Below are 26,814 nucleotides of genomic sequence, written 5' to 3'. Positions count from 1 at the left end.
GGGTTGATGTTTCTTCCGTTTGTTTCGATTGGTCTTTACAGGCGATGAACAACACCATCCCTACTAAAAGTGTGAAGACATTCAGCAATTTTCTTTGATTGGTTCTCATTTATGAATTTGAATTATGATTGTATAAAATTTTAGATTTTATCGCGTTCCCTTTCTGCTATTTTTCAGTATACGCTGTCCTAACCTTCAATACCTCATCAACAGTGATTTTTCCTTCTCCCTCGGTAAATTCACCCTTGATGAACGTCAGGATGTCGGCGATATCCGCATCTGATAAAAAGGCAAATGATGGCATCGCTTCCCCGTATCCATCCGCAGCACCATTGGTCGACCTTGCGGCTCCTCCCAACGTGAATCGGATCAATCCCTCATTCGGGCCGTTCACGATGTCTGAGCCTATCAATGGTGGAAAGGAATTTTCGACCCCTTTCCCATCGGTTTTGTGACAAGCTGCACAATACATATTGTAGCTTTTTTTGGCTGCTGTGCCGGCCATTTTCACTTCTTCCCCGCTTTCCTTTCCTTTGGAAACCTGTTTGAGCAATGCTGCATTGGCAGTATTTCCCACTTTGAGGATGCGGATGATCCTATCGTCCGTTTCTTTAGGGAAGCCCTCTTTGGGGTTCCAATCTTGGTTGCTTGTAGAAATGAAAACATCTCCCTTGGGGGAAATACATAGGTCCCTGATCCTTCCCAATACATTGTCAAACAAAATGGTTTCGGATACTATGGAGTCCCCGGTATCGTTCGGTTTCAACACCCGAAGATCACTCTCTTTCAAGGTGACGAGCAGCAATGCATTGTTCCATTCGGGAATGGATCTTGAAGCGTAATAATCGATTCCTGCCGGGGCTATGGTCGGGGTCCAGGCCTTCATGGGTTCCACCACAGCGGAATCTTTGCAGAAGGATGGGTTCCCCGTGGCATCATGACAATATCCACTGACGTTAGGCCATCCATAATTACGGCCCTTTTGCATGAGGTTTACCTCATCGTCCGTGGCATCCCCATGCTCGGAGGTGTACAAGAGTCCATTGGCCCCGTAGGCCATTCCCTGCACATTGCGTTGTCCCCATGACCACACCGGGCTATTTGGAAAGGGATTGTCATCGGGAATGGAACCATCCAAGTTGAAGCGCAATATCTTCCCGTTCAATGATTTCACATTCTGGGCATTGTCCACATCAGGGCCAATGTCGCCGGTGGCCCACATCAGTTTTTTATCAGGGGAAATGGTCAACCGTGTGCCATTATGTGCGGTATGCCCAGGGATCTCCAATAGCGTTTCAGGATTGATCAGTGTATCATTGGCATATTCATATCGCATCAATCTTGAGGTGATTGTTTCTTCTTTTTGGGTGGTGTAGTTCAAAAAGACATAAGGTGATTCCTTAAAATCGGGGTGAATCGCCAATCCCAATAATCCAGTGGTCCTTTTCCTGAACACATCCTGTATTTCCAATAAAACATGGACTTGTCCTGTGTTCGGGTCCAAACGGCTTACGCGTCCACCCTGTTCGGTGAACCAAATGTTATCATCGGGTCCCCATGTAATCTCCCATGGCACATCCAGATTTTCAGCCACCGTACTTCTACCGATAATGGTCGAATCGAGGGCAATCCACTCTTCTATCGGGTTTCCCGAAGAATCGTGGAAGATGTCCGCCGTTTCACTCTGATTTTTATCCGTTTTGCATCCCATAATGAGTAGACACCCTAGGAGATACAGTAGCTGTTTTTGATATCTTTTCTTCATTTCTTCCAATTGGTTTTCCCCATAATTTTCAATACACACTCTCCAAAGGAATTTGTTTGCCCCCTTGTCTTTTGCTGTCATGGGCGGCCTGCATGAAGGCATATATTTCCATGGTTTCCCGTAGTGATACCGGTGCAATCCCTGTATCAAAAAACGCAATGATTTTCACCAATAAAGGAGCGTATCCCTTGTACTCCCCCACCAAGGCATTTCCGGTTTCGCCAAAGGCCATGCCCCCAAAACCTATATCTCTTTGCCGCTCTCCCCGAAAGGTTCCCAGCCTGCCATCTTTCCAAACTCCTGTTACCACTTCGGTAGCATCCGAAGAAATACAACTAACCGCTACACATCCTGTTCCCATTAGGGTATACAGCAATTCCACTCCGTGTATCCCGTACCAGAACAGGTCGGGGTGTGAAGGTTCTATGTTCGCCGGCCCATAGGTGTCGGCCCCCATCACCTTTCCCACTACCTTTCCTTCCGCGATTTCCGCAGCCTTATCCGTATACCGCAAGGATGACGTAGAAAAAATGGGTGTCCCATACTTTTCCGACAACTCCACAATGGCCTTGATATCGGGCATGGAAGCAGCGAAAGGGGTATCCATGAACACCGGTTTCCCGTACTTCAGAATCTTTTTGGCCTGTTTCAGGCGCAGGTTGCCATCATGGGTCTCCAGAAGTACCACATCCACTTGATCCATAACCTCATCAATGCTACTGGCGATATAGACCCCCATTGCAGCGACTTCTTCCGTAAATTTCGGAATACGCTCATGGCCAAATTCAATATCCTTGCTTCCCCAAGGATAGGCCGCAACCACCTTATAGCCCATCAATTCGGGGTTGGGTTCATCTGCGTTGAGCATTTTGGTGAACGCATAGGCATGGGAAGTATCCAAACCGATTATCCCTACTCTTTTCCCCTTGCCCCTCATTCTGAACAGGGGTGACCCGGCAACCTCGTTCAGACCAAGGCCCAGACCTGCCAATAACGTTGTCCCCACAAAATTTCTTCTCGTTCCCATTTTCAATCAAAAGATGCTGGGTTTATGAAAGCCACTTCTCCAGGTTTTTTTTGACGAATGCATCATCGTTCAAATGTGGATAGGCCGCATAGATCCTATCTATTTCTTCCAGCTGTCCTTCGGATAGGACTTCTTTTTCATTCAAGGTCCAAACACCCTCCAAAAGTCCCTGTCGCCTAAGGACTTCATGGATACCGGGAATACATCCCTCAAAAGCATTGGCCGCATCAAAAAAGGCCGCATTGCTGTCCGTGATTTCAATGGCCTTCGTGAGCGCTCCTTTAGTATCATGTTCAAATTGTCCCTTGTGCACCTGATGGAGTAAATCGACTGCGGATTTGGTCCAGACGGCCCAATGGCCCAACAGGCCTCCCACAATGCGCTTTTTAATGGTTTTACCTTCTGTTTTTATCTTGAACTCTGACAGAAGATCCACCAAAATGTTATCATCATTTCCGGTATATAGTGCTATTTCATCCGCCCTTCCCGACTCCACTACGCCCCGTACCACGTCCAATGTCTGGTAACGGTTGAACGGTGCCATCTTTATGGCGATGACATTGGGAATCCTTGCAAAGCCCCTCCAAAATTCCACATCCAATTTTCTACCCCCAACGGCTGGTTGAAGATAAAAGCCAACCAACGGAATCACTTTGGCAACCGTTCGGCAGTGTTCAAGGATTTCTTGGTTGGATGCCCCTTTGAACGCCGCAACACTGATCAATGCCGCATGGTATCCCAACCCAACTGCGGTCTGGGCTTCGGCAATGGCTTGTTCTGTTTTTCCAATGATACCGGCAATCCTGATGATCGGTCTATCGTTCAGTTTGGAATATCGGTCAAATTCTTCCCTGGCGATATCCAATACGGGACTGTAAAGCTTATGTTCCGGCAAACGGATTTCAAACTGGGTAGAATGTACCCCAACGGCCACACCCCCGGCCCCGGCATCCAAATAATATCGCATCAAGGCCCTTTGTCGGGTCTCATCCAATTTTCGATCCCTTGTCAGGGCCAGTGGTAATGCAGGAATCACCATTCCTTTTTGAAATTCACCCAGGATATTGTAGGGTATCTCGGTATAATCCATCTCAGTCGCTTAAAATTGATCTATTTATTTTCTGCCAGCATCCTGTACAGCTCTGGCATTGTTTTAATACTTTCCGTCCCTTACCTCAAAATGGGTGGGTTTGTCCAAGGTCTTTTTCTCCATCTTCATCCAATTGGCCGTCCATTCGATGACTTTTTCGATGCCTATCTTAGGTTCACCAAAAAGCTCGAACGACTTGGCCGCATTGTTCAAAAGAGCGGTATCCGATTCCACGCCCATAAACTGGGGGCGGATCCCGAAATGTTTTCCAAACTCCTCCGCCACAGCACGGACGGACAAGGTTTCTTCGCCAGTAATGTTGATGATGTTGGCAGGAACCGAGGTCTGTTCGAGGGAACGTAGCACCACAGTATTGGCGTCTCCCTGCCATATGGCATTGAAATAGCCCATTTCCAAGTCCACTGGCTCATTGTTCTTCACCTTGTTGGCAATGTCCACCAAAACTCCGTATCGGGGTTCCACCGCATAATTCAACCGAATCAATGCGGTTGGTGTATTGTTCTTGCTGCTGCCGTATTCGAACATTCGTTCACGTCCGAGGCAGGACTGTGCATATTCCCCCACGGCAATGGGCCTATCTGTTTCTTTGGATCCCCCGGATGCAACGGAAACCATGGGATATACACAACCTGTGGAATATGCCACGATCTTGGAATTGTGGAATCGTTTCGCAACCATCCCCGGCAAAAGGGTATTCATGGCCCAAGTCAAGGATAGATTGGTCTCCGAACCAAACTTCATCCCCGCTAAAAAGAACACATTCTTGGCTTCGGGCAGGCTGTTGAGAAAATCCTCATCGAGTAGGTCGCCCTTTATGGTCTCAATCCCCAAGGATTCAATATTGGTCTGTTCGTTGGGGTCACTAAAACGGGAAACCCCAATGATCCTCTTTGTCACACCGGCCATCTCACAGGCACGTTTGGCCATGTGCGCCAACGAGGGACCTATTTTTCCACCAATGCCCAAGAAAATGATGTCGCCTTCCAATTGTTTGAACATTTCCACAGTGGGAACATCTGGTTGTGACAGGAGTATTTCCAAGGTTGATTCATCCAACATGCTATCTTTTTCCATCTTCATCTTTCAGGTATTACATATGATTTTTTTATAAATGTCCACGGCCTGTTCCAGTTTTGAAACATCGCAGTATTCATCGATTTTGTGTGCCATTTGAGGCTCTCCGGGGCCAATGATCACCGTAGGTATGCCTCCGTATGCCTTTTGCAGGACAGAACCATCGGTGAGATAGGGCATTGTTTTGGGCGCTTTTCTTTCACTATCAGAAGTACCACAAGCATCATAAACGCCACATATGAATGCAGCTTCGGGATCATTTGCAACTGCCGGAAGATTGACCAGCACCTCCACATCGATATCATTTCCCAATTCCTTTTTGATCTGTTCAAGCACATCGTTGTTATGCAAGTTTGAAGTGATCCTGGCATCAATGGTGAACCCGGCACGATCGGGCACGGAGTTGATGTTCAATCCGCCCGAGACCTTGCCCACATTGATGGTGGAATATCCCAGTAGCGGGTCTTCCTGTTGCCCAAAATCAAACTGCTCCATTCTTACAATGGCCTTGGCCACTTTGTAAATGGCATTATCGCCCAATTGGGGCATGGAGGAATGCGCCGTTATGCCCGTGGCTTCCAGATTCAGGTAAAGTGCCCCTTTATGACCAATGGCCGGTATGTTTCCCGTGGGTTCCCCAACAATGATTCCCCTTGCCTGTCCCAATCCGGTATATGTTTTTACCAGGTCCATGGCCCCTTGGCATCCCAATTCTTCTCCCGCAGTGAGCACCAAACGTATGCCACCGGACGGGACTCCTTCTTCAAAGACTTCAATGGCCGCAATGGTCATCGCCGCAACCGCTCCTTTCATATCGGTAGTGCCACGTCCATAGATCTTGCCCTCTTTGATCTCCCCGGCAAAAGGATCCATGGTCCACTTTTGGTTGCCCAAGGGAACCGTATCGAAATGTCCCGTAAAGACTATGGGCAGTTGCTTTCCATCAAGTCCTCGTTCGGCAATGACATGGAGCCGATCGGGACCAAAGGGAACGTACTCGACCTTGAAACCATTCTCGGCCAATAGCTTTCCGACCAACTTGGCCAAAGAGGCTTCGTTCCCGGGCGGGTTGATCGTATCCTGGGCCACCAATGCCCTTGTCAATGCTATAACATCGTTCTTCATACCGCTAAAAATATCTTACGTAGAAATACAGGACTATGATAGTGATGAGCAACCACCAATAAAAAGGATTCCTAACTCCTTTGTAGAGTGATCTTTCCTTTTCAGGCAGCTTTAAACTTTCTTTGTTCCATATCAATCCCTGAAGCTCTGCATCGGTTTTTGGCTTTGTGAGCAAACTCACGACAAAACAGGCCAACATACAGGTCCAGAACACAATGCCAGTCCGGTTAAAAAAGGGCATGTCCGGCAGAAGGAATTCAATCAACAGGGACAAGGGTATGGTGATGATCCCTGCCACCAAGGCGCCCGAAGCAGTTGTCCTTTTCCAAAAAACGCCCATCAGGAACATGGTTGCTATCCCCGGTGTGAAGAGCCCGTAAAGGTTCATCAAATACAGGAACACCGGTTTATCCGAATAACTGATCAAAAGAATGGAACTGACTATTCCCAACATAATGATCACTATTCCAGACTTTTTACCAAAGCGGATGGCCTGGGAGTCGGATGCATTTTTATTGAAATATTCCATGTAAATATCTACCGTAAGGATCGTGGTGCACGAATTTATGGCCCCAGAAATGTGGGACATGATCGCTGATATGAGACCGGCCATGACCAAGCCGACCAAACCTGTGGGGAGCAATTTCTCCACCAAGGTGGCAAACAAAAGGTCCGGTTTGTCCAAATCCGGAAGGAACAAAGGGGCGACCAGGGCCGGCACCGTTATGATCAAGGGCACCAAAAATTTAAGGTAATTCCCAAAAATGACCCCCATCCTGCCATGCCATTCATTTTTGGCCGCCAAAATGCGCTGCACGATGAATTGGTTGGTGGCACAATAGAACACACTGATGCAAAGCAGTCCCCCCAGGTACATGGTCCATGGGAAATCAGGATCGTCCGCCGGATAGATCATCTTCCAGTTCTGTGCAGAGTCGATGACCGTTTGGATACCCCCAGCTTCCTTTACCGTGGCAAACGTAAGGATGATACCTCCCGTTACCAGAACGACCAATTGGACCATTTCTGTCCACACCACTGCCCGTAGACCACCGATGATGGTGTAAATTCCGGTCAATATCGCCAATGAGAGTATGCTGTACAGTATGGGAATATCGAACAAAGCATACAAAGAAAGTGCCCCCAAAAAGAGCACTGCGCCGATTTCCACAAATATGTAGGTAAAAAGGATCAGTATGGCATAGACCGCCCTGGTCAGGTTTCCATAGCGGACCTGTAAATATTCAGGAATGGTATAGAACCCATTACGGAGGTAATAGGGCAAGAACACCCACAAAAGGGCATTGAATCCCAAAAGAATGGCTGCCCACTCCAAGGTTATAGCCACAAAACCCCTACTGTAGGCCACACCCATTGCCCCGACCAAATGATGGCTGCTGATATTGGCCGCAATGATGCTACCGCCGATCATCCACCAAGGTAATTTGTCCCCTGCCAGAAAGTAACCCTTCTTTGTCTTGCTATTGAAGCGGGAAGCATATAGTCCCAAGACCAATATGGCCAATATATAAATAGCAAATATGGTGATGTCTATGGTTCCCAGCTTCATAGGTTCAGTGTTTGGATGGCTTCAGTTATTCGATCGATCATTTTTTCAAGACTGCCCTTAGCATAAGGAGTCTGCCAAACGGCATACATATCCTTGTCATAGAGATCTGAAGGTGGGAGGTAACCAACATAGCCATTGGCTATATTTATAAAAACAATATTGTTGTCCGGAAAAGCAGAACGCAATTGTTCCTGTATCACGGAATAGGTTTCATTGGCCTGCGCAATCACGACAGCATTGCCAAGTTGCCATATCCAAACAGGAACCTTTTCCGTCTTTTTCCCGCCGATTGCCCTTCGCGTATTGATCTTTCGCCAAAGTCTGTCTTTGAGCACCCGATCTTCACATTTTTCATACGCCTCCAGCAGTTCATCCTCGGAAGGTAGTTCTTTGTAGTCCATCTCAACATGGATGATCTGCGCACCCATTTGATGGTTCGGAGCTTTTGCCTCTGGTTTCCAAAGCGCAAGTGGAGCCCCAGAGATCAAGGCCTCTTTAAATTCAAGACCCATATTGTTCTGCGGAATGGACTCCAAAGTGGCTATGGTGGCGTGGCCTAAACGGCGTCCATGACCATCGACAATGGCAGGATCTGCCACATATTGTTCCTTGGGGGCCAAATCCCCGGATGCTCCTTGAAAAAACAAACAGGGACATCCCGAATAGGTTTCCACCACCTCCCGTAGGGAACCAATGTAATCCGGGGACAGCATTTTATTTTCATGGGCAAAGGTGGTCGGGTGGCAGGCATAGTTCACCAAAATCGCCAATCGTTTCCCTTTTTCATCCCGCACGGCCCCCACCAGCAAAGTGTCATCTGCCTTTTGGGTAGGATCATAGCCAATGAGATAGGTTCCATCCACAAAAAAATCCCTTTTAGTGGCCAAATTACAGCTGCCATACCCCCATGTAAGCGTTCCCTTTTGCATTTTGCGCCTTCCCTCTTCATACAAGCTGACCGCTGTCTCGGCCAAAAACTTGAGATAGGGCGCTATCTGGTCACCTCCCGGTTTATCCTTATCGGCCGAACAAATACTGGGCCCCGCATGTGTATGTGATAGACAGAAAAGCACTTGCTCTTCCTTTAGGTCCGTTTTTGTTAGAATGTAGTTCCTTAGGCTCAGCTCATCCGAGTTGTTCTTCCACCAGCCTAGGTCTGCCGTAAACCAAACCAAGAGGTCATCGGTGATGGATTGCATCAAAAAACATTGCATCCACAAGGGCCTATGCACGGCTTCCGCCCTATCATGTGCCGAAGCGCCCCAGTTGCGGGCATATATGGACAATGGTGGTGTGATATCGGCAGTGACCACTGAAAAACTACCGGAGAAGGTACTGTTGGGGGTTATTTGGTTTTTGTTGGGGGTCATTACTGCGGTTTGATTCGTCATTTAGTCCTTAGGAGTGAGAGACCTCCGTCCATGAGCAGGGTACTCCCGGTCGTGTGCCGGTTGGATGGATCGCACAGCCACAAAACCTGTTTGGCGACTTCATCCGCTTCGATCAACTTGCCCACAGGGACACGGTCCCTTGCTTGGGAGGCCGAGTATGGGTCTTTGTCCCATACTTCTTTGCTCAATCCGGCATTGACATATCCTGGGGCAATTTCATTCACCCGAATCCCTTTTTCAGCATAACTCAAGGCCATCGTCTTGCACAACATCCTCAAGGCTGCCTTGGACACGGAATAGGCCGGGATATTGGTATGGGGCGCATGGGCCGCCCAACTTCCCAAAAACACGATATTGCCGGCCACTTTTTTCTTCACAAAGGATCTACAGGCCGCATTGGCCATAAAAAAAGACCCGTTCAGATTTACCTGAATCTCGCGTTCCCATTCTTTGGCCGTAATCTCTTGTACATCTTTTAATGTAACGGTTGCGGCATTCACAATAGCGATATCAACATGGCCCCATTGACCCTCAACATCCTGGATCCATCCTTCCACTTCATCCGCATTCGAGACATCCACCTGATCGTAACGGTACGCCACTCCCAGATTGTCCATCAGGGACAGTTTTGCGGCTGCGGTTGTTGGGTCACGGATGTCCGATATTCCGATCTTCGCCCCCATCTTTCCAAATTCCAGTGCCACTGCTTGACCAATGTCACCCATCCCGCCGGATATCAATACGACCTTGTCTTTAAAACTATTGCTTTCCATGTCCTTTTATCTTATTGCTACCAATCCCCTACGCTACCATCTTTATAGAAGGTCCGTTGCAGTACTTCCTGCTGAAATGGATGCTTCTTGATTTCCTCTTCATTGATCTCGATTCCCAGTCCAGGGCGTTGGTTCGGAAGCACTATTCTTCCCTCTTTTTTCACCTCAAAACCTTCGGAAACGACCTCTTGCCTCCACTCCACATCATTATGCACACTTTCACAAATGATATAGGACGGTGTGGCAAATCCCAACTCCAATGACGCCGCGGTACTGACAGGCCCCTGTGGGTTATGGGGTGCCATGGATACTTTATAGGCCTCTGCCAATGCACCGATACGGCGTGCCTCTGAAAGACCGCCACAGTGAGTGATATCTGGCTGAAGTACGCTCACGGCCCTTTTTTCCAGCATTTCCCTGAATGCATGCACTCCCACCAAACGTTCTCCTGAAGCAATGGGTGTTGTAACGGAACGCTGGATCAATGCAATATCATCCATGGTTTCCGGCCAACAGGGCTCTTCAAAAAAGTACAGTCCGTAAGGCTCCAGTGCCTTGGCGAACATGAGACCCATACGAGGGGTAGGCCTTGCATGGCAATCCACCATGATATCAATATCGTCACCCACAGCTTCGCGCATGGCACGCACACATGACTCTGCGGATTTTATCGGTTTTAGTCCTTCCAAGGACATTGTCTCTGGAACAGCCATGGACTTGAAAGCGGTAAAGCCTTCTTCCACGGCCTGTTGGGCAAGTTCGGCAAAGCGTTTGGCGTTATCGGGAGCAGTCTCGTAAAAATCTTCCATTTTTCCACCTCCAAGATGGCAATACAGACGGACATAATCCCGTACGCGGCCTCCCCATAGTTCATGGCAAGGCACGTTATGGATCTTGCCCAGGATATCCCACAGCGCAATATCTATCCCACTGATGGCCGTTCCCCTGACAATACCGTTTCCATGCCAAAAATGCTGGCGGTACATCATCTGCCAAAGGTGCTCTATTCGCCTGGGATCTTCCCCCACCAAAAGTTGGGAGATGTCCTCAATGGCACCCACCACACCTTTGGTGTGCCACTCCAAAGTGGCCTCGCCCCAACCCCAAAGTCCGGGTTGATCGGTAATCACTTTCACAAAGATCCAATTCCGCATCCGTGCATTGCACACATGGGCTTCTATCGCTGTAATTTTCATCTCCACATCTTATAGTTGACCAACCACCTTTTTCACATTGTCCAAGGTCACCTCAATGTCCTCTTCCGAATGCGCAAAAGATATGCTGTTCTGTTTGATTGCCACTGGGAAATTAAATATACCGTTTTCAATCAATTTTTTGCGGTAATCCGTGTCGTATTGAAAATCATGATTGTTCAAAACATCGTGAAAATCAACCGGGGCATGGTCCATGAAGTATGCACAAAAAGCGGAACCCTGTCTTGCAATATGATGGGTGATCCCCTTTGCCGTGAAAATATCCTTCAATCCATCTTCCATCAATTTACCCAATCGCTCCACATGTCCATACACGTCCACAACGGGGTCGGCGAGCTTTTTCAAGGTTGCGATTGCCGCTGCAGTGGTCAATGGAAAGGCATTAAAGGTTCCGGCGATCAAGACCCTTTTGCTCTTCTCTGGATGGATGAAATAATCCATATATTCCTTTTTCCCTGCTATCACACCAAAAGGATAACCGTTGGCAACGGCTTTTCCAAAGGTAGAAAGGTCGGGCCGGACGCCACAAATGGACTGATAACCGCCCAAGGCATGCCTGAAACCTGTTTTCACCTCATCGAAAACAAGTAAAAATCCATGTTCATCGGCAAGTTTACGCAGACCCTCCAGATAACCCGGCTCTGGCTTTACGATACCTATGTTTTGTAGGACAGGTTCCAATAGCACACAGGCAACCTCATATCGCTTAAGGACATAGGCTATGGATTCCAGGTCATTGTAGTTGACCACGTGCACCAATGATTTATGCACATCAGGGACACCTGCAGACAAGGAATCAAAAGGGTATTCGCCCGGTGAGACACGCTCACCGATATCCGATTTTGCGCTTATCACATTGCAGGCCACATCATTATGCCAGCCATTGTAACCTCCTTGCATCACGATGACATGGTCGCGACCTGTCGCGGCCCTGGCTATCCGAATGGCGTGGAACGTTGCTTCCGAACCTGTGTTCGTAATCTGTACACTATCCGCATAAGGGACACTTTTGCAAAACAGTTCGGCAAACTCACCTTCCAAGGTAGTTGGCCCTGCCCCCATCAAAATGGAACTGCTCTTCAATGCCTCCTCTACCGCTTGGTTGATATCCGGGTCGTTATGGCCCAAAAATGAGGCCGCGAAGCCTGCCTGGTAATCAATATATTCTTTTCCGTCCACATCCAAGACCCTACTTCCCCTACCGCTCTTAAAACAAATATTGGGATCTGCCTTTCTGTTCAAGGATACCACGCCTCCGGGTATCCACTTCTCATTTTCCAATAAAATGTTATTAGATTTTGATCTGATCATATTCTTTATATTATTATTTTCTTCTAATGTTTTCGGCGATGTAAATACCTGTTGGACTTTAATGAATATCAAAATACAATGACTACCATTCATCATGTTTAATGAATACTAAATTATGTATTTTTTGTATACAATTATAATTAATTTTAATTTATTTTTATGAATAAAGTCTCAGCCATGTCCATTTTGCTCGAAAATCTCCAGTTCCCGGAAGGACCAGCCTTCGCCCCCAACGGCACCCTATGGTTTGTAGAACAGCAAAATGGTAGCTTGAGCGAATATTCCGGCGGCAACCTGAGACGCCATATCGTGGGCGGGCGTCCCAATGGCATTGCCTTTGACAGCGATGGATTGCTGTGGTTCTGTGACTCCGTTCGCAATGAGATACGGACCTATGACCCCATTTCCGATGCCACCAAAACAGTAATCTCACATATAGGAAATGAAAACCTGAACCTCCCGAACGATTTGGCCTTCGATGCAGAGGGAAATCTTTTGTTCACCTGTTCCGGAGAAGAACTCCATAAGGGGGATGGTTATTTTTGCGCCTGGAACCCCACAAAGGGATTGACAAAAATAGATTCCGTTCCCTTTTATCCGAACGGCCTTGCCCTTGATCAGGAGAAAACCGCGCTATATGTTGCGGAAACCGGAACAAAACATATCTGGAAAGGCGAGTGGGACAGCGGGGACTTCACTTGGAAAAACCCCGAAATATTCACCAATACCGGTGGCCCCGTTGGACCTGACGGCATTGCTTTTGATGAGGAAGGTTTACTTTATGTCGCTGTATTTGGTTCCTCCAAAGTGCATGTATACCATCAAAATGGAAATCTGGACAAGGAAATTCAGCTACCTGGGGCCAATCCTACCAACTGTGCCTTTGATCCCTTTGGAAAATGGGGACTCGTCATCACAGAAGCAGAAAAGGGTCAGCTGCTCAGCTACGCTACAAATTCAAGAGGGGTCCTATAAACGGAAGGCCGGAACAATCGAATTGCGCTCCGTACCCTAGAACTCAATAGACTCTCTTTCTCCACGGTCCAAGTGCTCTATGAGCGTATCGACCGACTGTGAAAAGTCACCCCTTTTTAGGGCCTCCACAATCTTACGGTGCTCCATATCCGTTTGTTTGTAATCATCCATATGGCTCAGCGCATTTCCAAGTTTAAGATGGAACAAGGGAATATTGCTGTTGTTATATATCTGGCACAAACGCTCGTTACCAGTGGATTCAATGATTTTTTCATGGAATCGGACATCAGCCTCACAGGCTCCGCCAAAGTATCCTTTTTCCACCATGGATGTGAAGTCGTCACAAATCAATTCAAGTTCTTTGATGACATCTTTGTCCCTTTTGTTGAACAATATTTTCAAGGCTCCAACTTCAATCAACTCACGCAATTCACGTATTTCCTTGATGTCGTCCGGGGTTATTTTTTTGACAAAGCATCCTCCTTTTTCCCCAAATTCGACCAAATGCTCCCCGGCCAATCTCATAAAAGCTTCGCGGATGGCGACCCGGCTTACATCGAGTTTTTTTGCCCATGCACTTTCAACCAACCTCACACCCCCTACGAGCTGATTGGACAATATTTTCTTTCGTATTTCCAAATACGTTTTATATGACAACGAATCTTCCTTCATTTTGTATTCATTTTAACCCAAAAATAGGTATATGAACTTCTTGTTATATTATCTCATCTTTACTTTAAGGATACTTCTCGGCATCTCGCCCACTACCATGATATGACCTAATTGGCGTCCGGCAGGATGGATTCCGAGGCATTGTATGAACGACCTGGCCCAACAACATATTCTCCTCCCTTGCTCCTGAAACTTACTACATTTTTCCCAAAATCAACTAGAATATTGGCATTCAATCCGCTTTTTTTATCGTATACGTTCCAATATCCTTCTTTGATTCCCGCAAAGATCACCTCCACTTCCTCTACTTCGTCAGGGATAGTCACCTTGATGGACTCTTCCACTAGGTCTTTTCCTTTGGAAATGTAAACTATTTTATCCGCCAAGCGGACAAGATAATATGTATCAAACTCCTTGAAATCAACCTTGAGCGCGCTTGCTTCGCCATCCACCGTCTGAAAGACTGTCAGGAATTGATCGTTTTTTCGTTCCTTTTTAGGGGAGTACATGATCCGATAACCATTGGCTTCGGGCCAATTGGAATTGACCTCATATTTGGTCCCGAAAACATGGGTCGATTCTTTTCCTCCCAATACCTGCGACGTACGGTCTTCTGGCTTGGGAACCAACATATCCACATAGGTTTTTCCCACTTTTCCATCCAGTTCGTTGCTCAACACCAACCTATCTTCATCTGCTGTCGGGGCATTCAGGGTATTGATCTGCCAATATTTCTGAAAGGTCGAATCCTGGACCTGCATATCGTCCGTCAGGATTATGGCCGCGGGGACGTCTTGCCGTTCTAGGTTCAAGAACAGGAAACCTCGGGAGTAGGATGACATTTTTGAAGAATAGGCTGCCGTCAAGTCCATATTGTAATAGCTAAACGATGGGGCCTTGGCATCCTTCCCAACTGCTGACGACCGCACAAAACCCACATTGAACCACGGATCCGTCTGTGTCTCTTCGGGCGTTTTGGGGAACCTTTGGCTAAAGCGCGTTCCGCCATCGTTGGTCTTGGCACGAAATAGCAGTCCTTCATGGGGATCAACGGCCAACATCATACTGTGCGAAATGGAACGCTTGTTAAAATTGAAATCATACGGAGAACCGTAGGACAAATAAAGCCCGAGGTCACCCACTTGTATTCCCCGGTAATAGATCTGTAACGCTCCTGCATCAGCATGCTGGTGGTTACCAAAATGGTATCCCCCTCCTTTGATTTCCGCCACCACATTGCCACTGTCCTTGTTTTGGTCCCATCCGGTCCGGGCGACCATGGACCCCAACACGGGCCCAAAATCCTTGGTCAACGGAAGCTGACCCAAATCAAAATCCGGTTTTAGTTGGGGGTCGTTGAGCAATAGGAACAGGACCGGATTGTTCGGCAATGCCCCTTGTTTGTAGAACTCACCTTTGATCAATGGGTTCCCGGAAAATGCATAGCACAAAAGCATGGTCTGCGGATTGCTCCAGTAAAAGTCATCACTGCTGGAGTATTTGACACTGAACATATCGCCATCCCTCAACATTTTACCATCGGGTGTGCGCATGTACAGCCAATAATCGGTCATGTTCTTGATGTTGTCATCAAAGACGGAGTATCCCAACATTCTATAGTACAGCCATACCGCATGCATTTCCCAACCAAAGCGATATCCGCCATAATCTATACCTTGGTTATGCCTTGGGGATTGGTACTCAAACTTGCGCATGGGCACCAATTGTTCCAAAATGGTATACGAAACATACTTATAGGGTTCGGGGTCCTCATCATATACGGCCAAACTCCAGGCCAACATATCCCTACAGATCTGGGCCTCGTTTCCGTGTCCGTTTATGATGCTCTCCAGCCCGTAGAACGGGGGCCAACCAATTTCCATGTCACGCACCAGGCGCCTAAAGTCTTTTTGTAAGGTGGATTTGGTTTCTTCATCCATCAACGGATAGCACCAATCATAGACCAATGCCCCTGTATAGAGCGCCCTGCCCACTTCGCGTGTAATGTCGCCATAGGTAACATTGCCAAATTCAAGGACCGAGAGGTAGTCCACGAGCAACTGCACAGCTTCCTTGCCGACCGTGGCATCTTGGGTCATCAGGGAATAAAATGCCTTTTGCTCTATGGCCTTCTCTAGTTTTTCATTGTGGAATATTTCCTTATCCAAATCAAAATCGAACGAATAGGGACTCAACGCCGCATTCTTCACCTTATCCCAAGCCTCTTTGTTTTCCGAGGAAGTCAAACGGCTTTTTACAATGGGCAGGCTCTCCTTGTTCACCCACAGTCTTGGCCGATCCGTGATTGGCTTTATTTTTGGCACATAGACCTGTGCTTCCGGAGGTGCGGTGGGGGCCACATAGGGTTTTATGGTAATGGTGGAAAGGGCCAGGTTGTTTGGCAGCCAAATTTTCAGCTTTTGCCGCTTTTCGGAAATCTCAAATTTTCCCAATTCCTGATGACCTCCTTTGTAGCGATCGAACACGATACGTTTGGTCCGTCTTGAATCTCCCAACTGAAAAAAGGCATTCACCGTCCAGAGACCCGTAGTGTCCCTCTTTTTTAAGGATGCCATATGGATTGGATAAGCTTCAGCTTCCAAAACATATATGCCCTCTTGGGGCACTTCCAGTTCTACCTCAACATCGGGCCGCACCCTTTTGTCTGGGTTGGCAAGATGCTTTTTTAGGGCAACACCATAGGTTTCCTCTTCCCCTACGCTTACCTTTTGTGTTTTTGCGGTTTTTTCGTTGATATCCCCTTTATGCAGTGGAAGGACAGAAGAAAAACTCTCCTGTCCTACCGCTTGCAATGTCCACAATATAAAGGCTACTATTAAAATATACTTATTGAACATTTTCTAATTCAAATTAAACATGCCAAGGCCATAGGTAGCTAGCTGTCCAAAAATGGACAGCCAAAATACCTACCAACCTGGGTTCTGCGTCAAGGCCGGATTCACATCAATTTCTGTTTGTGGAATTGGCCATAGATAGTAATGGTCGGGGAAGCCCCTCTGTCTTATATTCACTCCAGTGAACTCGGTCATCCATACCCCATCGACAACGTCTTTGGCGATGCCCCATCTGCGGATATCGGAATATCGTTGACCTTCACCGCACAGTTCCACCATACGTTCATGCCTGATCCTCTCCCTCATCTCGTCTTGACTCAGTCCGGTGGGCAGATCGGGCAAACCGGCACGTTCGCGAACGGCATCGACCGCATCATAAATGCTCTGGTCGCCGGGACTCGCTTCGTTCTTTGCTTCGGCATACATCAAAATAACATCGGCCAACCTGATGAGCGGGAAATTTTGTGGCATGTTGTTCTGCAAGGTATAAACAGAACCTGTTTCCACAAATTTCCTCCATGCGTAGCTTCCCGCCGTCCAAATGGGAACATAGGCCAAAGGGTCCGATGTATCCACTGGGAACTTATAAAGGTACTCCACTTCGTTTCTACCCACAAATGTTGACCAAGGCACCACAATTGCCTGTTGCATACGGGGGTCCCTATTTTCAAAAAGCCTTCTTACGGATTCCTCATCTTGCCAATCCGCAGGGTCGTTGGGGTCGAAGGTGTCGCCTCCGGCATCCGTAAAGTTTGCAAAATCGAACGGTGTTCCATCGATCATTTCATAGGCGTTGACCAATTTAGGGGTAGGTCTGGTCCGTTGCGAACCAGAGGTAGCACCCCTGGCATTGCCATAGTTTCGGTCTGTGGCCAAACCATAACCTTGCTCGGCTATGTACTGCACATCAAAAATGACCTCATCGTTATTGTTTCCGGCCACTCGGAACAGGCTATGGAAATCGTCAATCAAGGTCCTGTCACTGTTGTCCATCAGGTATTTGAAATCTTCCGCAGCCTCTTCATACTGTTCTGCCCAAAGGTGTGCCTTTCCTCTCATGGCCAATGCCGCCCACTTTGTGGCGCGACCTTTGTTGGACTGGTCATAGTTCTCGGAAAGCAGCTCAAAAGCATCGGTCATATCGCTCACGATAAAGTTGTAAACCTCTTCCTCTGTACTCCTTGGCTTATAGGTCTCATCCACGTTCATTGCGGTATCATATAGAGGCACCCCTCCAAAGAAATCCCATAACTTGAAGTAAAAATAGCCCCTGAAGAACTTGGCCTCACCCAAGATGCGATTCTTTGTGGCCTGGTTCATTTCAATATCGGGCACATTTTCCAAAACGGTATTTGCCCGATAGATGCCCTTGTAAAATATTCCCCAGGAGTTGGAGTAAAATGAGGCGTTGGAAGGGAAATTACCGGTTGTGAGACCCGTAGCCCATGATTGATAGGAAATATCGGTAAAGTCATCCATCATACCATAGATCACTATGCTGTTGGTGAATTCACGATTGGCGTCATAAAGGGCGTTCACCCCCATAATGGCATCCTGCTCCGATTGCCAGAACCCCCCTTCTGATAGGCCCACCAAAGAATCCCTGTCAAGGAAATCATCGCTACACGAACCCAAGGTACAAATGGAAAGCAATGCCAGTAGTATTCTATTTATCTTATTAATCATCACTTTTCTTTTAAAATGTTAAATTCAGTCCAACTACCCATTGCTTCATCAAAGGATATGAAATACCCGCATTTTCAGGATTGTACCCATCAAATTTCGTGAACGTAAAGTAGTTCTCAAGGTTGGTATATATCCTTAGCCTATCCACTTTGAATTTAGAGGTCACGTCCTCGGGCAGAACGTACCCCAACTGCAACGATTTGATTCGGAAGTACGATGTATCATACAACCAGTAATCACTGTAGGCCGTGTTCAATGCCGATCCCGATGTATGCAATCTAGGATATACCGTGGAAGGATTTTCTGGTGTCCAACGGTTCAGGATCTCTTTGCGCTGCAAAAAGCCCTCGTTTATGTTGAAGGTATTGAAACCATCGTTCCCCCAATACTGCTTGACACCTTCTGCCCCTTGGGCCACCACGTTCAGGTCAAAACCTTTGTACCCGACATTGAAATTGAACCCATAGGTTATTTTGGGCAGGGATGAATAGTCCTTGACCACTCTATCCTGATCATCGAAGACCATATCCCCGTTCGCATCCTTGTACAGCATATCACCAGGGCCAGGTGTACCGCCAACATACGGGCCGAAGGTATAACCCTCTGCCAACAATGCATCTATCTCGGATTGATCTTGGATGATCTTGTCAAATTCCAAAAGATAAAAGCTGTTGAACGCACTGCCTTCCTCCGTAATGGTGGCCGCGTTTATGGATTGGTCACCGTTGAACTTGGTCACATTGTTCTTCACCGTGGAGAGGTTACCCGCTATGTTATAGCTGAAATCCTTACCGATATTCCCTTGATATCCCAATTGGAACTCAAAGCCGGAGTTGTCCATCTCCGCTATGTTTTGCCATGGTGGTGAAAAGTTGCCCAATACCAATGGAATTGGGATTTTTGTCAAAATATCGCTGGTCGTTTTATTGTAATATTCCATGGACAAGCTCAGTCTTCTGGACAGCAATGACAGATCTAAACCAACGTTTGTGATGGTCGTGGTCTCCCATTTCAACCTGCTGTTTGCCAATTCAATTGGTGCAACCCCCTGCTGGAGCGAACCACCAAATGGATAGAGGTAAGAACCGTACACTTCCTGATATGAATAGTCCCCGATCCTGTTGTTCCCAAGTTTCCCCCAAGAACCTCTTATCTTGATCTCGTCAAAGGTATTTTTCAACTTGCTGGCAAACGACTCTTCCAAAATTCTCCAACCTGCGGAGAATGAAGGGAAGAATCCCCATCTATTGTCCTCTGCAAATCGGGAGGAACCATCGTAACGGGCATTGGCCTCGAACAGATACTTTCCTTTGTAGTTGTAGTTCAACCTTCCAAAATAGGACCTTAGTGCATCATCGGTTCCCGACCCGTTGGCCGATTCAAGATTGGTCCCCGCATCCAAGATATAGATGGCATCGTCCCCCAAAATATCGTTCTTCTTCGCATTGAACCTATCCAAACGGTTGTATTGCTGGTCAAAGCCCACCAAAGCGGAAAGACTGTGGGTCCCATTGAAGGTTTCGTTGAAGCGCAAGAGCGAGGTCACCACGGTGGTGTAACTTCTACTGCTCTGGTTGAAGAGACTATTGATGCTTGGTTTCTTCTGATATTCAAAATCGGTCTGGAAATTCCAAAGGGAGAATGGCCTGACGTAGATCCAATCCCTATTGTTGGCATAGTTCAAGCCAAAGCTGTTTTCCCATTCCAGGTTCTTGAAGATATCGATGATACCATAGAACTTAAGGCCCAATTGCAATTTCTCATAATTTCCTCTGGCATTGTCCACCAAGGCCCTTGGGTTTGACCCTTCGGGAAGGCCTTGGAACATTTCCCCTCCATATCTTCCGTCTTCATAAACTGGGATTACGCCCGGCGTTGTGTTTCGTATACTTGAGAAAAAGCTCCCCACATCAATAGGTCCTCTATCCGACCATGAACCAAAAACATTTCCGCCCAAGGTAAAGAAGTCCTTCACTTTTGCGTCCGCATTTATACGGAAGTTATATCTGGTATAGTCGGACCTGTCCAAAATCCCTTCGTTTTTCAAATACCCCAATGAAATGGCGAAGTTGCCTTTTTCACCTCCTCCACGCACGGACAGGTTGTGCTCGGTGAGTATTGAGTTTTTCAGCATTTCATCATACCAATCCGTGTTGGGATACAGTGGATTGCCATTTGCGGATTCGCTTCTCCATTCATCGATGAGGGCAATGGGGTATTTTTCCCTTCCCTCAGATTCGTTGACCAACTCCATATGGGTGGCCATATCCGAAATAAAGTCAATCCGTTTGGCAGCGGACACTTGTCCTGTATATCCACTATAGGTGACCTTGAATTGTTCTCCCTTACCTCTTTTGGTCGTGACCAAAATAACCCCATTGGCAGCTCGCGACCCATATATGGCGGATGACGATGCGTCTTTGAGCACAGATATGCTTTCCACATCATTGGGGTTGACATCGTTTAGATTTCCAGGGATACCATCAATGACCACCAAAGGTGAGGCATCGTTCATGGTTCCCCTACCCCTTACCAATATATTGAAACCTTCTGCACCCGGAGCGGCCGAGGTTTGCGAGACATTCAATCCTGAACTTAAACCCACCAAGGCAGATGAAAGGTTCATATTGGGACGACTACTAGTGGATTCATTGAACACCACTGAATTGACAGCACCGGTAAGGTTCTCTTTCTTTTGGGTTCCATACCCTACCACAACAACCTCATCCAATTCCTTGGGCGCAGAGGCCAGCACCACCAAGGCGGCGTTCTCGGCCTGGAGCATTTGGTCCATAAAGCCTACCAGACTAAATTGTAGGACATCACTTTCCTCACCTATTATGGAGTAGACTCCATCTGCATTGGAAAGCACGGACTGGCCCGTGGTCAAATTAAATATTTCCACATCTGGAAGCGGATTGCCACTGATGTCCGTAATCCGTCCGGTTATGGTATTCTGTTCATTAAAGGGCAATGCCCCTTTTTCGCTTTCCATGGCATGCAACTTCAATGGGGCCATTACATTGAAGTTGAACACAAGAACAACAAGAAGGACTACCTTTGTTTTGCTCCACATCTTGTTTTCTCTACCTTTAAAGTCTGTTTTCATTAGTTATCATGGTTATAGTTATTTGTTAAACTGAAATTCTCGGCCAAATTGATTATGTTTTTTTCTTCATAATACGGAGTCGTTGTTTATTGATTTTCCTTGTTTTTCCACAATTACCACCTCGTCTTCAAGCATTTGCCTTTTGCAGCAATCTCAAAAAGAATCCTAAAATGTAGAATTCTTCACATGAATCTGAGCTGTATTTTGTAATTATGTATACTAACATATAAATATTTTGTATACAAAAAAAATAAATGCTTGAATTTAACAAAAAACAGCTTTAAAATCACACAAAACAAAGCTTTGGCCTTTTAGGGAATATTTTCCGGCGGTTTAATTTGAAATCCATATCGATAACATAATGTATACATTATTAGTGTTATTCTGTATGATTTTTCTACATTTGAAAACAACGACACTTTTCAATTCCCTTTACGAAAGGCGGAGTGACCTAATATTTAAATCGAGGTTTATAACCCATCCAAAAACAAAAAACCTATCTAACCCACACATCATGTCCACACAGAGAAAATCCCCCAGCAGAAATTGGCTGCTCATTTTAGGCCCAGGCATCATCACCGCTGCCCTTGTATTTGGCCCCAGCAAGATGACCATAACATCCAAAATGGGCGCAGATTACAACAACGATCTGCTATGGGTCATTGTAGTGGCCATATTCTTTATGATGGTCTTCACCACCATGGGCGCAAGAATAGGGGCGCAAAACAAAGAAACGCTGTTGACGTTGATCAAGAATAAATTTGGCAGACCCGTTTCTATTTTGATAGGTCTAGGCATATTCTTGGTGGCCATTTCCTTTCAGGCGGGCAACTCTACCGGCGTGGCCATCTCCATAGCAGAGGCGTCTGGCTCCAATCCGAAGCTATGGATCGTGGTCTTCAATATTATTGGAATACTGCTCTTGTTCTTCAAGTCCTTTTATAAGGTCTTGGAAAAAATAATGATAGCCTTGGTCATTTTGATGCTTTTGTCCTTTTTGACCACCGCCATTTTGATACGGCCCAACTTTTTGGAGGTAATGAAGGGTCTGGTGCCCACTGCTCCCGAAGGCTCCATAGGTCTCATCGTTGCTTTTATCGCTTCTTGTTTTTCGCTCGTTGGCGCCTTTTACCAGTCCTATCTTGTACAGGAAAGAAAAAAATTGTCCAAAACCAATGCTGCTGATGGAACGGAAAGACTGAGCAGTCGAATAGGTATCATTATTTTAGGGGTAATGAGTGCCGCCGTTATGATCTGCGCGGCAAACGTGCTCCATCCCCAAGGCATTAAGGTGACCTCTGCCAGTGATATGGGGAAAGCACTTGAACCCCTCCTTGGGGACCACTCCTCGTTCCTGTTCTTGATCGGTCTGTTTGGAGGGTCGTTTTCCTCACTGATAGGGAATGCCGTATTGGGTGGGTCCCTTCTTGGGGACACGCTAGGGTACAATAGCGACCTAAACCACAAAATGGTAAAGGTGTTCATCTCCATGGTCATGATTGCGGGGTCCATCATTGCCCTGGTCTTTGGAAGCCTTCCCTTGGAACTGATTGTATTTGCCCAGAGCATTACCATATTCTTGGTCCCTTTCATTGGCATCACCATGTACTTGATCGGAAACGACAAGGTCATCATGGGGCAGAATGTCAATTCGCCCATCACAAAGATCTGGGGCGCGTTGGGCCTGCTCCTGATCATTGGGCTTGCCATAGGTAATTTCATCAATTTGGTGAACTGAGCCGTATCTTACATCAAAGATTACTGTACAGAAGAAATCAATGCCTTTCCTGGAACTTCTCGTGGATAAAATCCATCTCAAGACCAATGGAGTACACCCAAAAATCCCAAGTATGTCCCCCTGGGGCCGAAATGTAGGTATGGGGCACCTTCTTTTCCAGTAGGATTTGGTGCAGGTCATTGTTCACCCCAAAGAAAAAATCTTCGGAACCACATGTCATGATGATTTCCAAAGAATCCATTGCATGGGATTGGGCCAATTCCACGACACTATGCGATTTCCACCTGTCCGGAAAATCCTCGATAGACCCCAAAAGTTGTGAAATCTCCCAATTGCCCGGAAAGGGCCTAATGTCAACCCCTCCGCTCATGCTGCCAGCAATGCTATACACATCCTGATGTTTTATGGCCAAGGACAGGGCACCATGTCCCCCCATGCTCAGCCCGGTAATGGCCCGGCCGGACCTATCGGCAAGCGTGCTATAATTTTGGTCCACCCAGGAAACAAGTTCCTTGGCAATATAAGTTTCGTACTTGCTTTCTGGTTTCATGGGGCTGTCCAAGTACCAACTGGAGTAATTGCCATCTGGGCATACAATGATCACATCATACTGATCGGCATACTGATTTATTGATGGAGACCGCCTTATCCAGTCGGCATAGTTACCTGAATATCCATGCAACAAATAAACCACAGGATACTTTTTGTCCGAAGCATAGGAATCGGGCGTTATCACCACTGCCTTTATGGATTTACCCATCGATGGACTATAGGTACTTACTGTATCCACCTTGGAGCTGTAAGTGTTCAGACTGCTAAAAGCCAATAAAATTTGAAAAATGTGCTTGATAGCTTTTCTCATACTAAATAGGAATGGTAGGAAATAATCACAAAAGAAACTGTTATCGATATATACAGTTTTACTTTAAAGCAATCCAATATAGGCTAAAAAATAAAATTCCCGATCTTTTCATTTTCCAAATAACAATCTATTCAATGGTTGTTCCAAAATATCTATTATTTGTGATTTTATTGCGTAGGCCGGACCACCTTTGATGAATCAATTTTGGAAAACCAAATTTATTTTGCCTCTCATTGAAAGGTGCTTCGACCGTCAATACCCCAGGGGTGATTCCTCCCTATAATTTTTCATCATTATTTGAATTGATTAAGGACTAAAGTTCTAGGTGATAAACTCCCATATTTTTAATCATCGATGTAAAAACGCAAAGAATTTCACATTTTTTTAAGAAAAAAAGCGAAAATACTCCCTCTCAGGCAACAAATAATCCTTCTCAGATCCAAAGTAATCCCTTACAGATCCATAAACCTCTTTAATTTTATCATTGTAAATCAAATGGTTACAAATAAAATGAAATGGAGCGCAAAACATAGCAGGATCATTGTGGAGGTCATATGTCTGTTGTACATCATCCTTTTTGCTTATGCCGCTGTCAGCAAACTGTTGGATTTTGAAAGTTTTCGCATTCAACTGGCCCAATCCCCCCTTCTTACCGCCCATGCGGATTGGGTGGCCTGGACGGTCCCCCTTTCGGAACTCATCGTGGCAGGAATGCTCTTTGTTCCACGGCTACGGTTTTGGGCGCTGAATGCTGCCTTTTCCCTAATGGTCATGTTCACTGCCTATATTGTCATTATCCTGAACTTTACCGACTTCATCCCCTGCTCCTGTGGTGGTGTCCTGGAGGATTTGGGATGGACCGAACATTTGGTCTTCAATCTCGTTTTTGTGCTTTCGGCACTGATTGGCATCCTTTTATTGAACCCAAAGGGCAGCTACAGGAGAAACCAAAACCAACAGTGGAACCATCCTTCGGAACCAAAAAAATTGACTGGTAAACTGCTTGTAGTGTTGGGAATACTTACGTTGGGAAGTATGGCCATGGTCACAGGCCTGTTTCTATGGAGCGAGGATATGGTCCACCATCGGAACAATTTCACCCGCCGTTATCCCCACCACCCCATAAAACGCACCCATGAACTGGATCTGGGCTTCAATTCCTATTATTTGGCGGGGGCAGGCCAAGGCAGGATATTTTTGGCCAATCCCACTTCCCCGCTCCATATGGTGGTCACTGATACTACATTAAGTGACACACTACACCTCCAAATGAAGATCCCCTATCAAAATATAGGTTTTCGGTCCATCAAGACCATTGTACACCCTCCCTATTTCTATTTCATGGACGGTACGGTACCCATCATATTCAGGGGCAGTACCGATACTTGGACCGCCAATCCCATATTAAGGGGCGAAGCCTATTTCTCATTGGCAGTACCCCTGTCCCCCAACTCCTTCGCTATACGGGCTCGCAGTACCCAAAACAACGAAAATGAACTTGGGTTGGTCCGGTTGGGGGATAGCATTCCATTGTCGTTGAAGCCCGACCTTCTACAAAAACAGGTGGACGGGGTCTTTGATACCGATGGGGTGTTGCTACACGACCTAGTATCGAACCAAGTGGTATATGTCCATTACTATCACAACAAGATCATTTTGGCCGATACCCTATTGCAAACAACACGCTATGGTCGGACCATCGATACCATCCGTTTTCCCCAAATAAAGGTGGCCACGCTTCAAAAGAGCAATCAACGAAAAATGGCGGCCCCTCCCTTGATCGTCAACAAAAGGGCTGCGGTCGGCAACGGCCTTCTCTTTGTCCAAGGAAATCTCCTGGGCAGGAACGAATCCGAATTTATGTGGAACAGGGCTTCGGTCATAGACGTTTACGATCTAATGGACTTAAGTTATGTCCTCAGTTTTTATGTGCACCATATACGGGGCGAACCCCTAAAGGATTTTTTGGTCTCCGAGGGAAATTTCATCGGGATCTTTGACCAGACCTTGGTCACCTATAAACTGCAAGGGCCGCCTTTTGATAACATAAGGGCAAATGCCCAAAACGATACACTTGCAATAATGCAGGATCAGCCAGAAAAACCGGCGCTAATGGGACAAAAGGCCCAAAGTGCCGGATAAAGATATCCGGATGCTCCACCTCAAGGTCCAAGGCCTATCACCTTGTTGGTGGAGCTGAACAAAAGCATGGGTCTTAATTTTAAATTCTATTATTATGAGAAAAAACCTTTTTAAAACAATCATGCCCGCTATAGCAATCGTTTTTGCCGTGGCGGCCGCCTTTGCCACACAGGCAAAGACTGAAAGCAGTTCCGCCCTTGTGGATGCATATATCCCCATGGGGCCTGGACAGCCTTGTCAAAAAACCGGGCAACAATGTGAAACGACTGTTTTGCCCAATATTTGCACCTACCAAGGACAAGAGGCCTTTGGATTGGCAGATGAAAAGGATGTGACCAGTTGTAGTGTGAATCTCTATAGGGATTGAACAACTGCGAATTGGTATTTATCTGCGTAGTAGGGGGAGCACCGATA

General features: G+C 46.6%; 19 protein-coding genes. 4 read left to right on the top strand and 15 right to left on the bottom strand.

Annotation, left to right across the window (positions count from 1 at the left end; translation table 11 throughout):
* Positions 1 to 166: 166 nt before the first annotated feature.
* From FOT42_RS10045 to FOT42_RS10000, 10 genes are all read right to left on the bottom strand, one after another.
* On the bottom strand, positions 167 to 1,765 hold the full coding sequence (locus FOT42_RS10045; protein WP_226789852.1) for a PQQ-dependent sugar dehydrogenase: 1,599 nt from the start codon (positions 1,763 to 1,765) through the stop codon (positions 167 to 169).
* Positions 1,766 to 1,793: 28 nt separating this feature from the next.
* Positions 1,794 to 2,792: a Gfo/Idh/MocA family protein gene (locus FOT42_RS10040; protein WP_151890436.1), complete on the bottom strand. Its 999-nt coding sequence runs from the start codon at positions 2,790 to 2,792 to the stop codon at positions 1,794 to 1,796.
* Positions 2,793 to 2,814: 22 nt separating this feature from the next.
* A complete protein-coding gene (locus FOT42_RS10035; RefSeq protein ID WP_151890435.1) occupies positions 2,815 to 3,882 on the bottom strand; it encodes a dihydrodipicolinate synthase family protein in 1,068 nt (355 codons plus the stop codon).
* A gap of 63 nt (positions 3,883 to 3,945) precedes the next feature.
* On the bottom strand, positions 3,946 to 4,983 hold the full coding sequence (locus tag FOT42_RS10030; RefSeq protein ID WP_226789851.1) for an NAD-dependent epimerase/dehydratase family protein: 1,038 nt from the start codon (positions 4,981 to 4,983) through the stop codon (positions 3,946 to 3,948).
* 3 nt (positions 4,984 to 4,986) lie between these two features.
* The gene (locus tag FOT42_RS10025) at positions 4,987 to 6,102 is read right to left on the bottom strand and encodes a M20 family metallopeptidase (protein ID WP_151890434.1); all 1,116 of its coding nucleotides are present in this window, start codon (positions 6,100 to 6,102) and stop codon (positions 4,987 to 4,989) included.
* A gap of 4 nt (positions 6,103 to 6,106) precedes the next feature.
* Positions 6,107 to 7,672, bottom strand: a complete 1,566-nt coding sequence (locus FOT42_RS10020; protein ID WP_151890433.1) for an SLC5 family protein — start codon at positions 7,670 to 7,672, stop codon at positions 6,107 to 6,109.
* Positions 7,669 to 9,042: a hypothetical protein gene (locus FOT42_RS10015; RefSeq protein ID WP_151890432.1), complete on the bottom strand. Its 1,374-nt coding sequence runs from the start codon at positions 9,040 to 9,042 to the stop codon at positions 7,669 to 7,671. The genes FOT42_RS10020 and FOT42_RS10015 overlap by 4 nt, the downstream gene beginning before the upstream one ends.
* 17 nt (positions 9,043 to 9,059) lie before the next feature.
* Complete coding sequence (locus FOT42_RS10010; RefSeq protein WP_151890431.1) at positions 9,060 to 9,836, bottom strand: SDR family NAD(P)-dependent oxidoreductase; 777 nt, start codon at positions 9,834 to 9,836, stop codon at positions 9,060 to 9,062.
* Positions 9,837 to 9,853: 17 nt separating this feature from the next.
* Positions 9,854 to 11,032 (bottom strand): galactonate dehydratase, encoded by a 1,179-nt coding sequence (dgoD, locus tag FOT42_RS10005; protein ID WP_151890430.1) that lies wholly within the window; start codon positions 11,030 to 11,032, stop codon positions 9,854 to 9,856.
* Positions 11,033 to 11,041: 9 nt separating this feature from the next.
* Positions 11,042 to 12,361, bottom strand: a complete 1,320-nt coding sequence (locus tag FOT42_RS10000; protein WP_151890429.1) for an aspartate aminotransferase family protein — start codon at positions 12,359 to 12,361, stop codon at positions 11,042 to 11,044.
* Positions 12,362 to 12,520: 159 nt separating this feature from the next.
* Here FOT42_RS10000 and FOT42_RS09995 point away from each other — a divergent pair, with 159 nt between their 5' ends.
* On the top strand, positions 12,521 to 13,336 hold the full coding sequence (locus tag FOT42_RS09995; RefSeq protein ID WP_151890428.1) for an SMP-30/gluconolactonase/LRE family protein: 816 nt from the start codon (positions 12,521 to 12,523) through the stop codon (positions 13,334 to 13,336).
* A 36-nt stretch (positions 13,337 to 13,372) separates the two neighbouring features.
* On the opposite strand, the gene FOT42_RS09990 is transcribed toward FOT42_RS09995, so the two are convergent.
* The 4 genes from FOT42_RS09990 to FOT42_RS09975 all read right to left on the bottom strand — a co-directional run bounded on the left by FOT42_RS09990 (position 13,373) and on the right by FOT42_RS09975 (position 21,658).
* Positions 13,373 to 14,008 carry a GntR family transcriptional regulator gene (locus FOT42_RS09990; protein ID WP_151890427.1) on the bottom strand — a complete coding sequence of 212 codons (636 nt, stop codon included), beginning with the start codon at positions 14,006 to 14,008 and terminating at the stop codon, positions 13,373 to 13,375.
* A gap of 107 nt (positions 14,009 to 14,115) precedes the next feature.
* A complete protein-coding gene (locus FOT42_RS09985; protein ID WP_151890426.1) occupies positions 14,116 to 16,866 on the bottom strand; it encodes a hypothetical protein in 2,751 nt (916 codons plus the stop codon).
* A gap of 69 nt (positions 16,867 to 16,935) precedes the next feature.
* A complete protein-coding gene (locus FOT42_RS09980) occupies positions 16,936 to 18,549 on the bottom strand; it encodes a RagB/SusD family nutrient uptake outer membrane protein (RefSeq protein WP_151890425.1) in 1,614 nt (537 codons plus the stop codon).
* 10 nt (positions 18,550 to 18,559) lie between these two features.
* Positions 18,560 to 21,658: a SusC/RagA family TonB-linked outer membrane protein gene (locus tag FOT42_RS09975; RefSeq protein ID WP_151890424.1), complete on the bottom strand. Its 3,099-nt coding sequence runs from the start codon at positions 21,656 to 21,658 to the stop codon at positions 18,560 to 18,562.
* Between the two features lie 514 nt (positions 21,659 to 22,172).
* On the opposite strand from FOT42_RS09975, the gene FOT42_RS09970 reads away from it, so the two are divergent.
* The gene (locus FOT42_RS09970; protein ID WP_151890423.1) at positions 22,173 to 23,396 is read left to right on the top strand and encodes an Nramp family divalent metal transporter; all 1,224 of its coding nucleotides are present in this window, start codon (positions 22,173 to 22,175) and stop codon (positions 23,394 to 23,396) included.
* A gap of 37 nt (positions 23,397 to 23,433) precedes the next feature.
* On the opposite strand, the gene FOT42_RS09965 is transcribed toward FOT42_RS09970, so the two are convergent.
* Positions 23,434 to 24,258 (bottom strand): alpha/beta hydrolase, encoded by an 825-nt coding sequence (locus tag FOT42_RS09965; protein ID WP_151890422.1) that lies wholly within the window; start codon positions 24,256 to 24,258, stop codon positions 23,434 to 23,436.
* Positions 24,259 to 24,768: 510 nt separating this feature from the next.
* On the opposite strand from FOT42_RS09965, the gene FOT42_RS09960 reads away from it, so the two are divergent.
* Together FOT42_RS09960 and FOT42_RS09955 are read left to right on the top strand one after the other, a co-directional pair.
* Positions 24,769 to 26,400 carry a MauE/DoxX family redox-associated membrane protein gene (locus FOT42_RS09960; RefSeq protein ID WP_226789850.1) on the top strand — a complete coding sequence of 544 codons (1,632 nt, stop codon included), beginning with the start codon at positions 24,769 to 24,771 and terminating at the stop codon, positions 26,398 to 26,400.
* A 94-nt stretch (positions 26,401 to 26,494) separates the two neighbouring features.
* Positions 26,495 to 26,767: a DUF6520 family protein gene (locus tag FOT42_RS09955; protein WP_192938364.1), complete on the top strand. Its 273-nt coding sequence runs from the start codon at positions 26,495 to 26,497 to the stop codon at positions 26,765 to 26,767.
* Positions 26,768 to 26,814: the final 47 nt, after the last annotated feature.

This window comes from Flagellimonas hadalis, from assembly GCF_007785775.2.
In the GTDB taxonomy this organism is placed as follows: Bacteria; Bacteroidota; Bacteroidia; order Flavobacteriales; family Flavobacteriaceae; genus Flagellimonas; species Flagellimonas hadalis.
The sequence above is the reverse complement of the archived record's forward strand: the minus strand, read 5'-3'. Positions and strand labels throughout refer to the sequence as shown.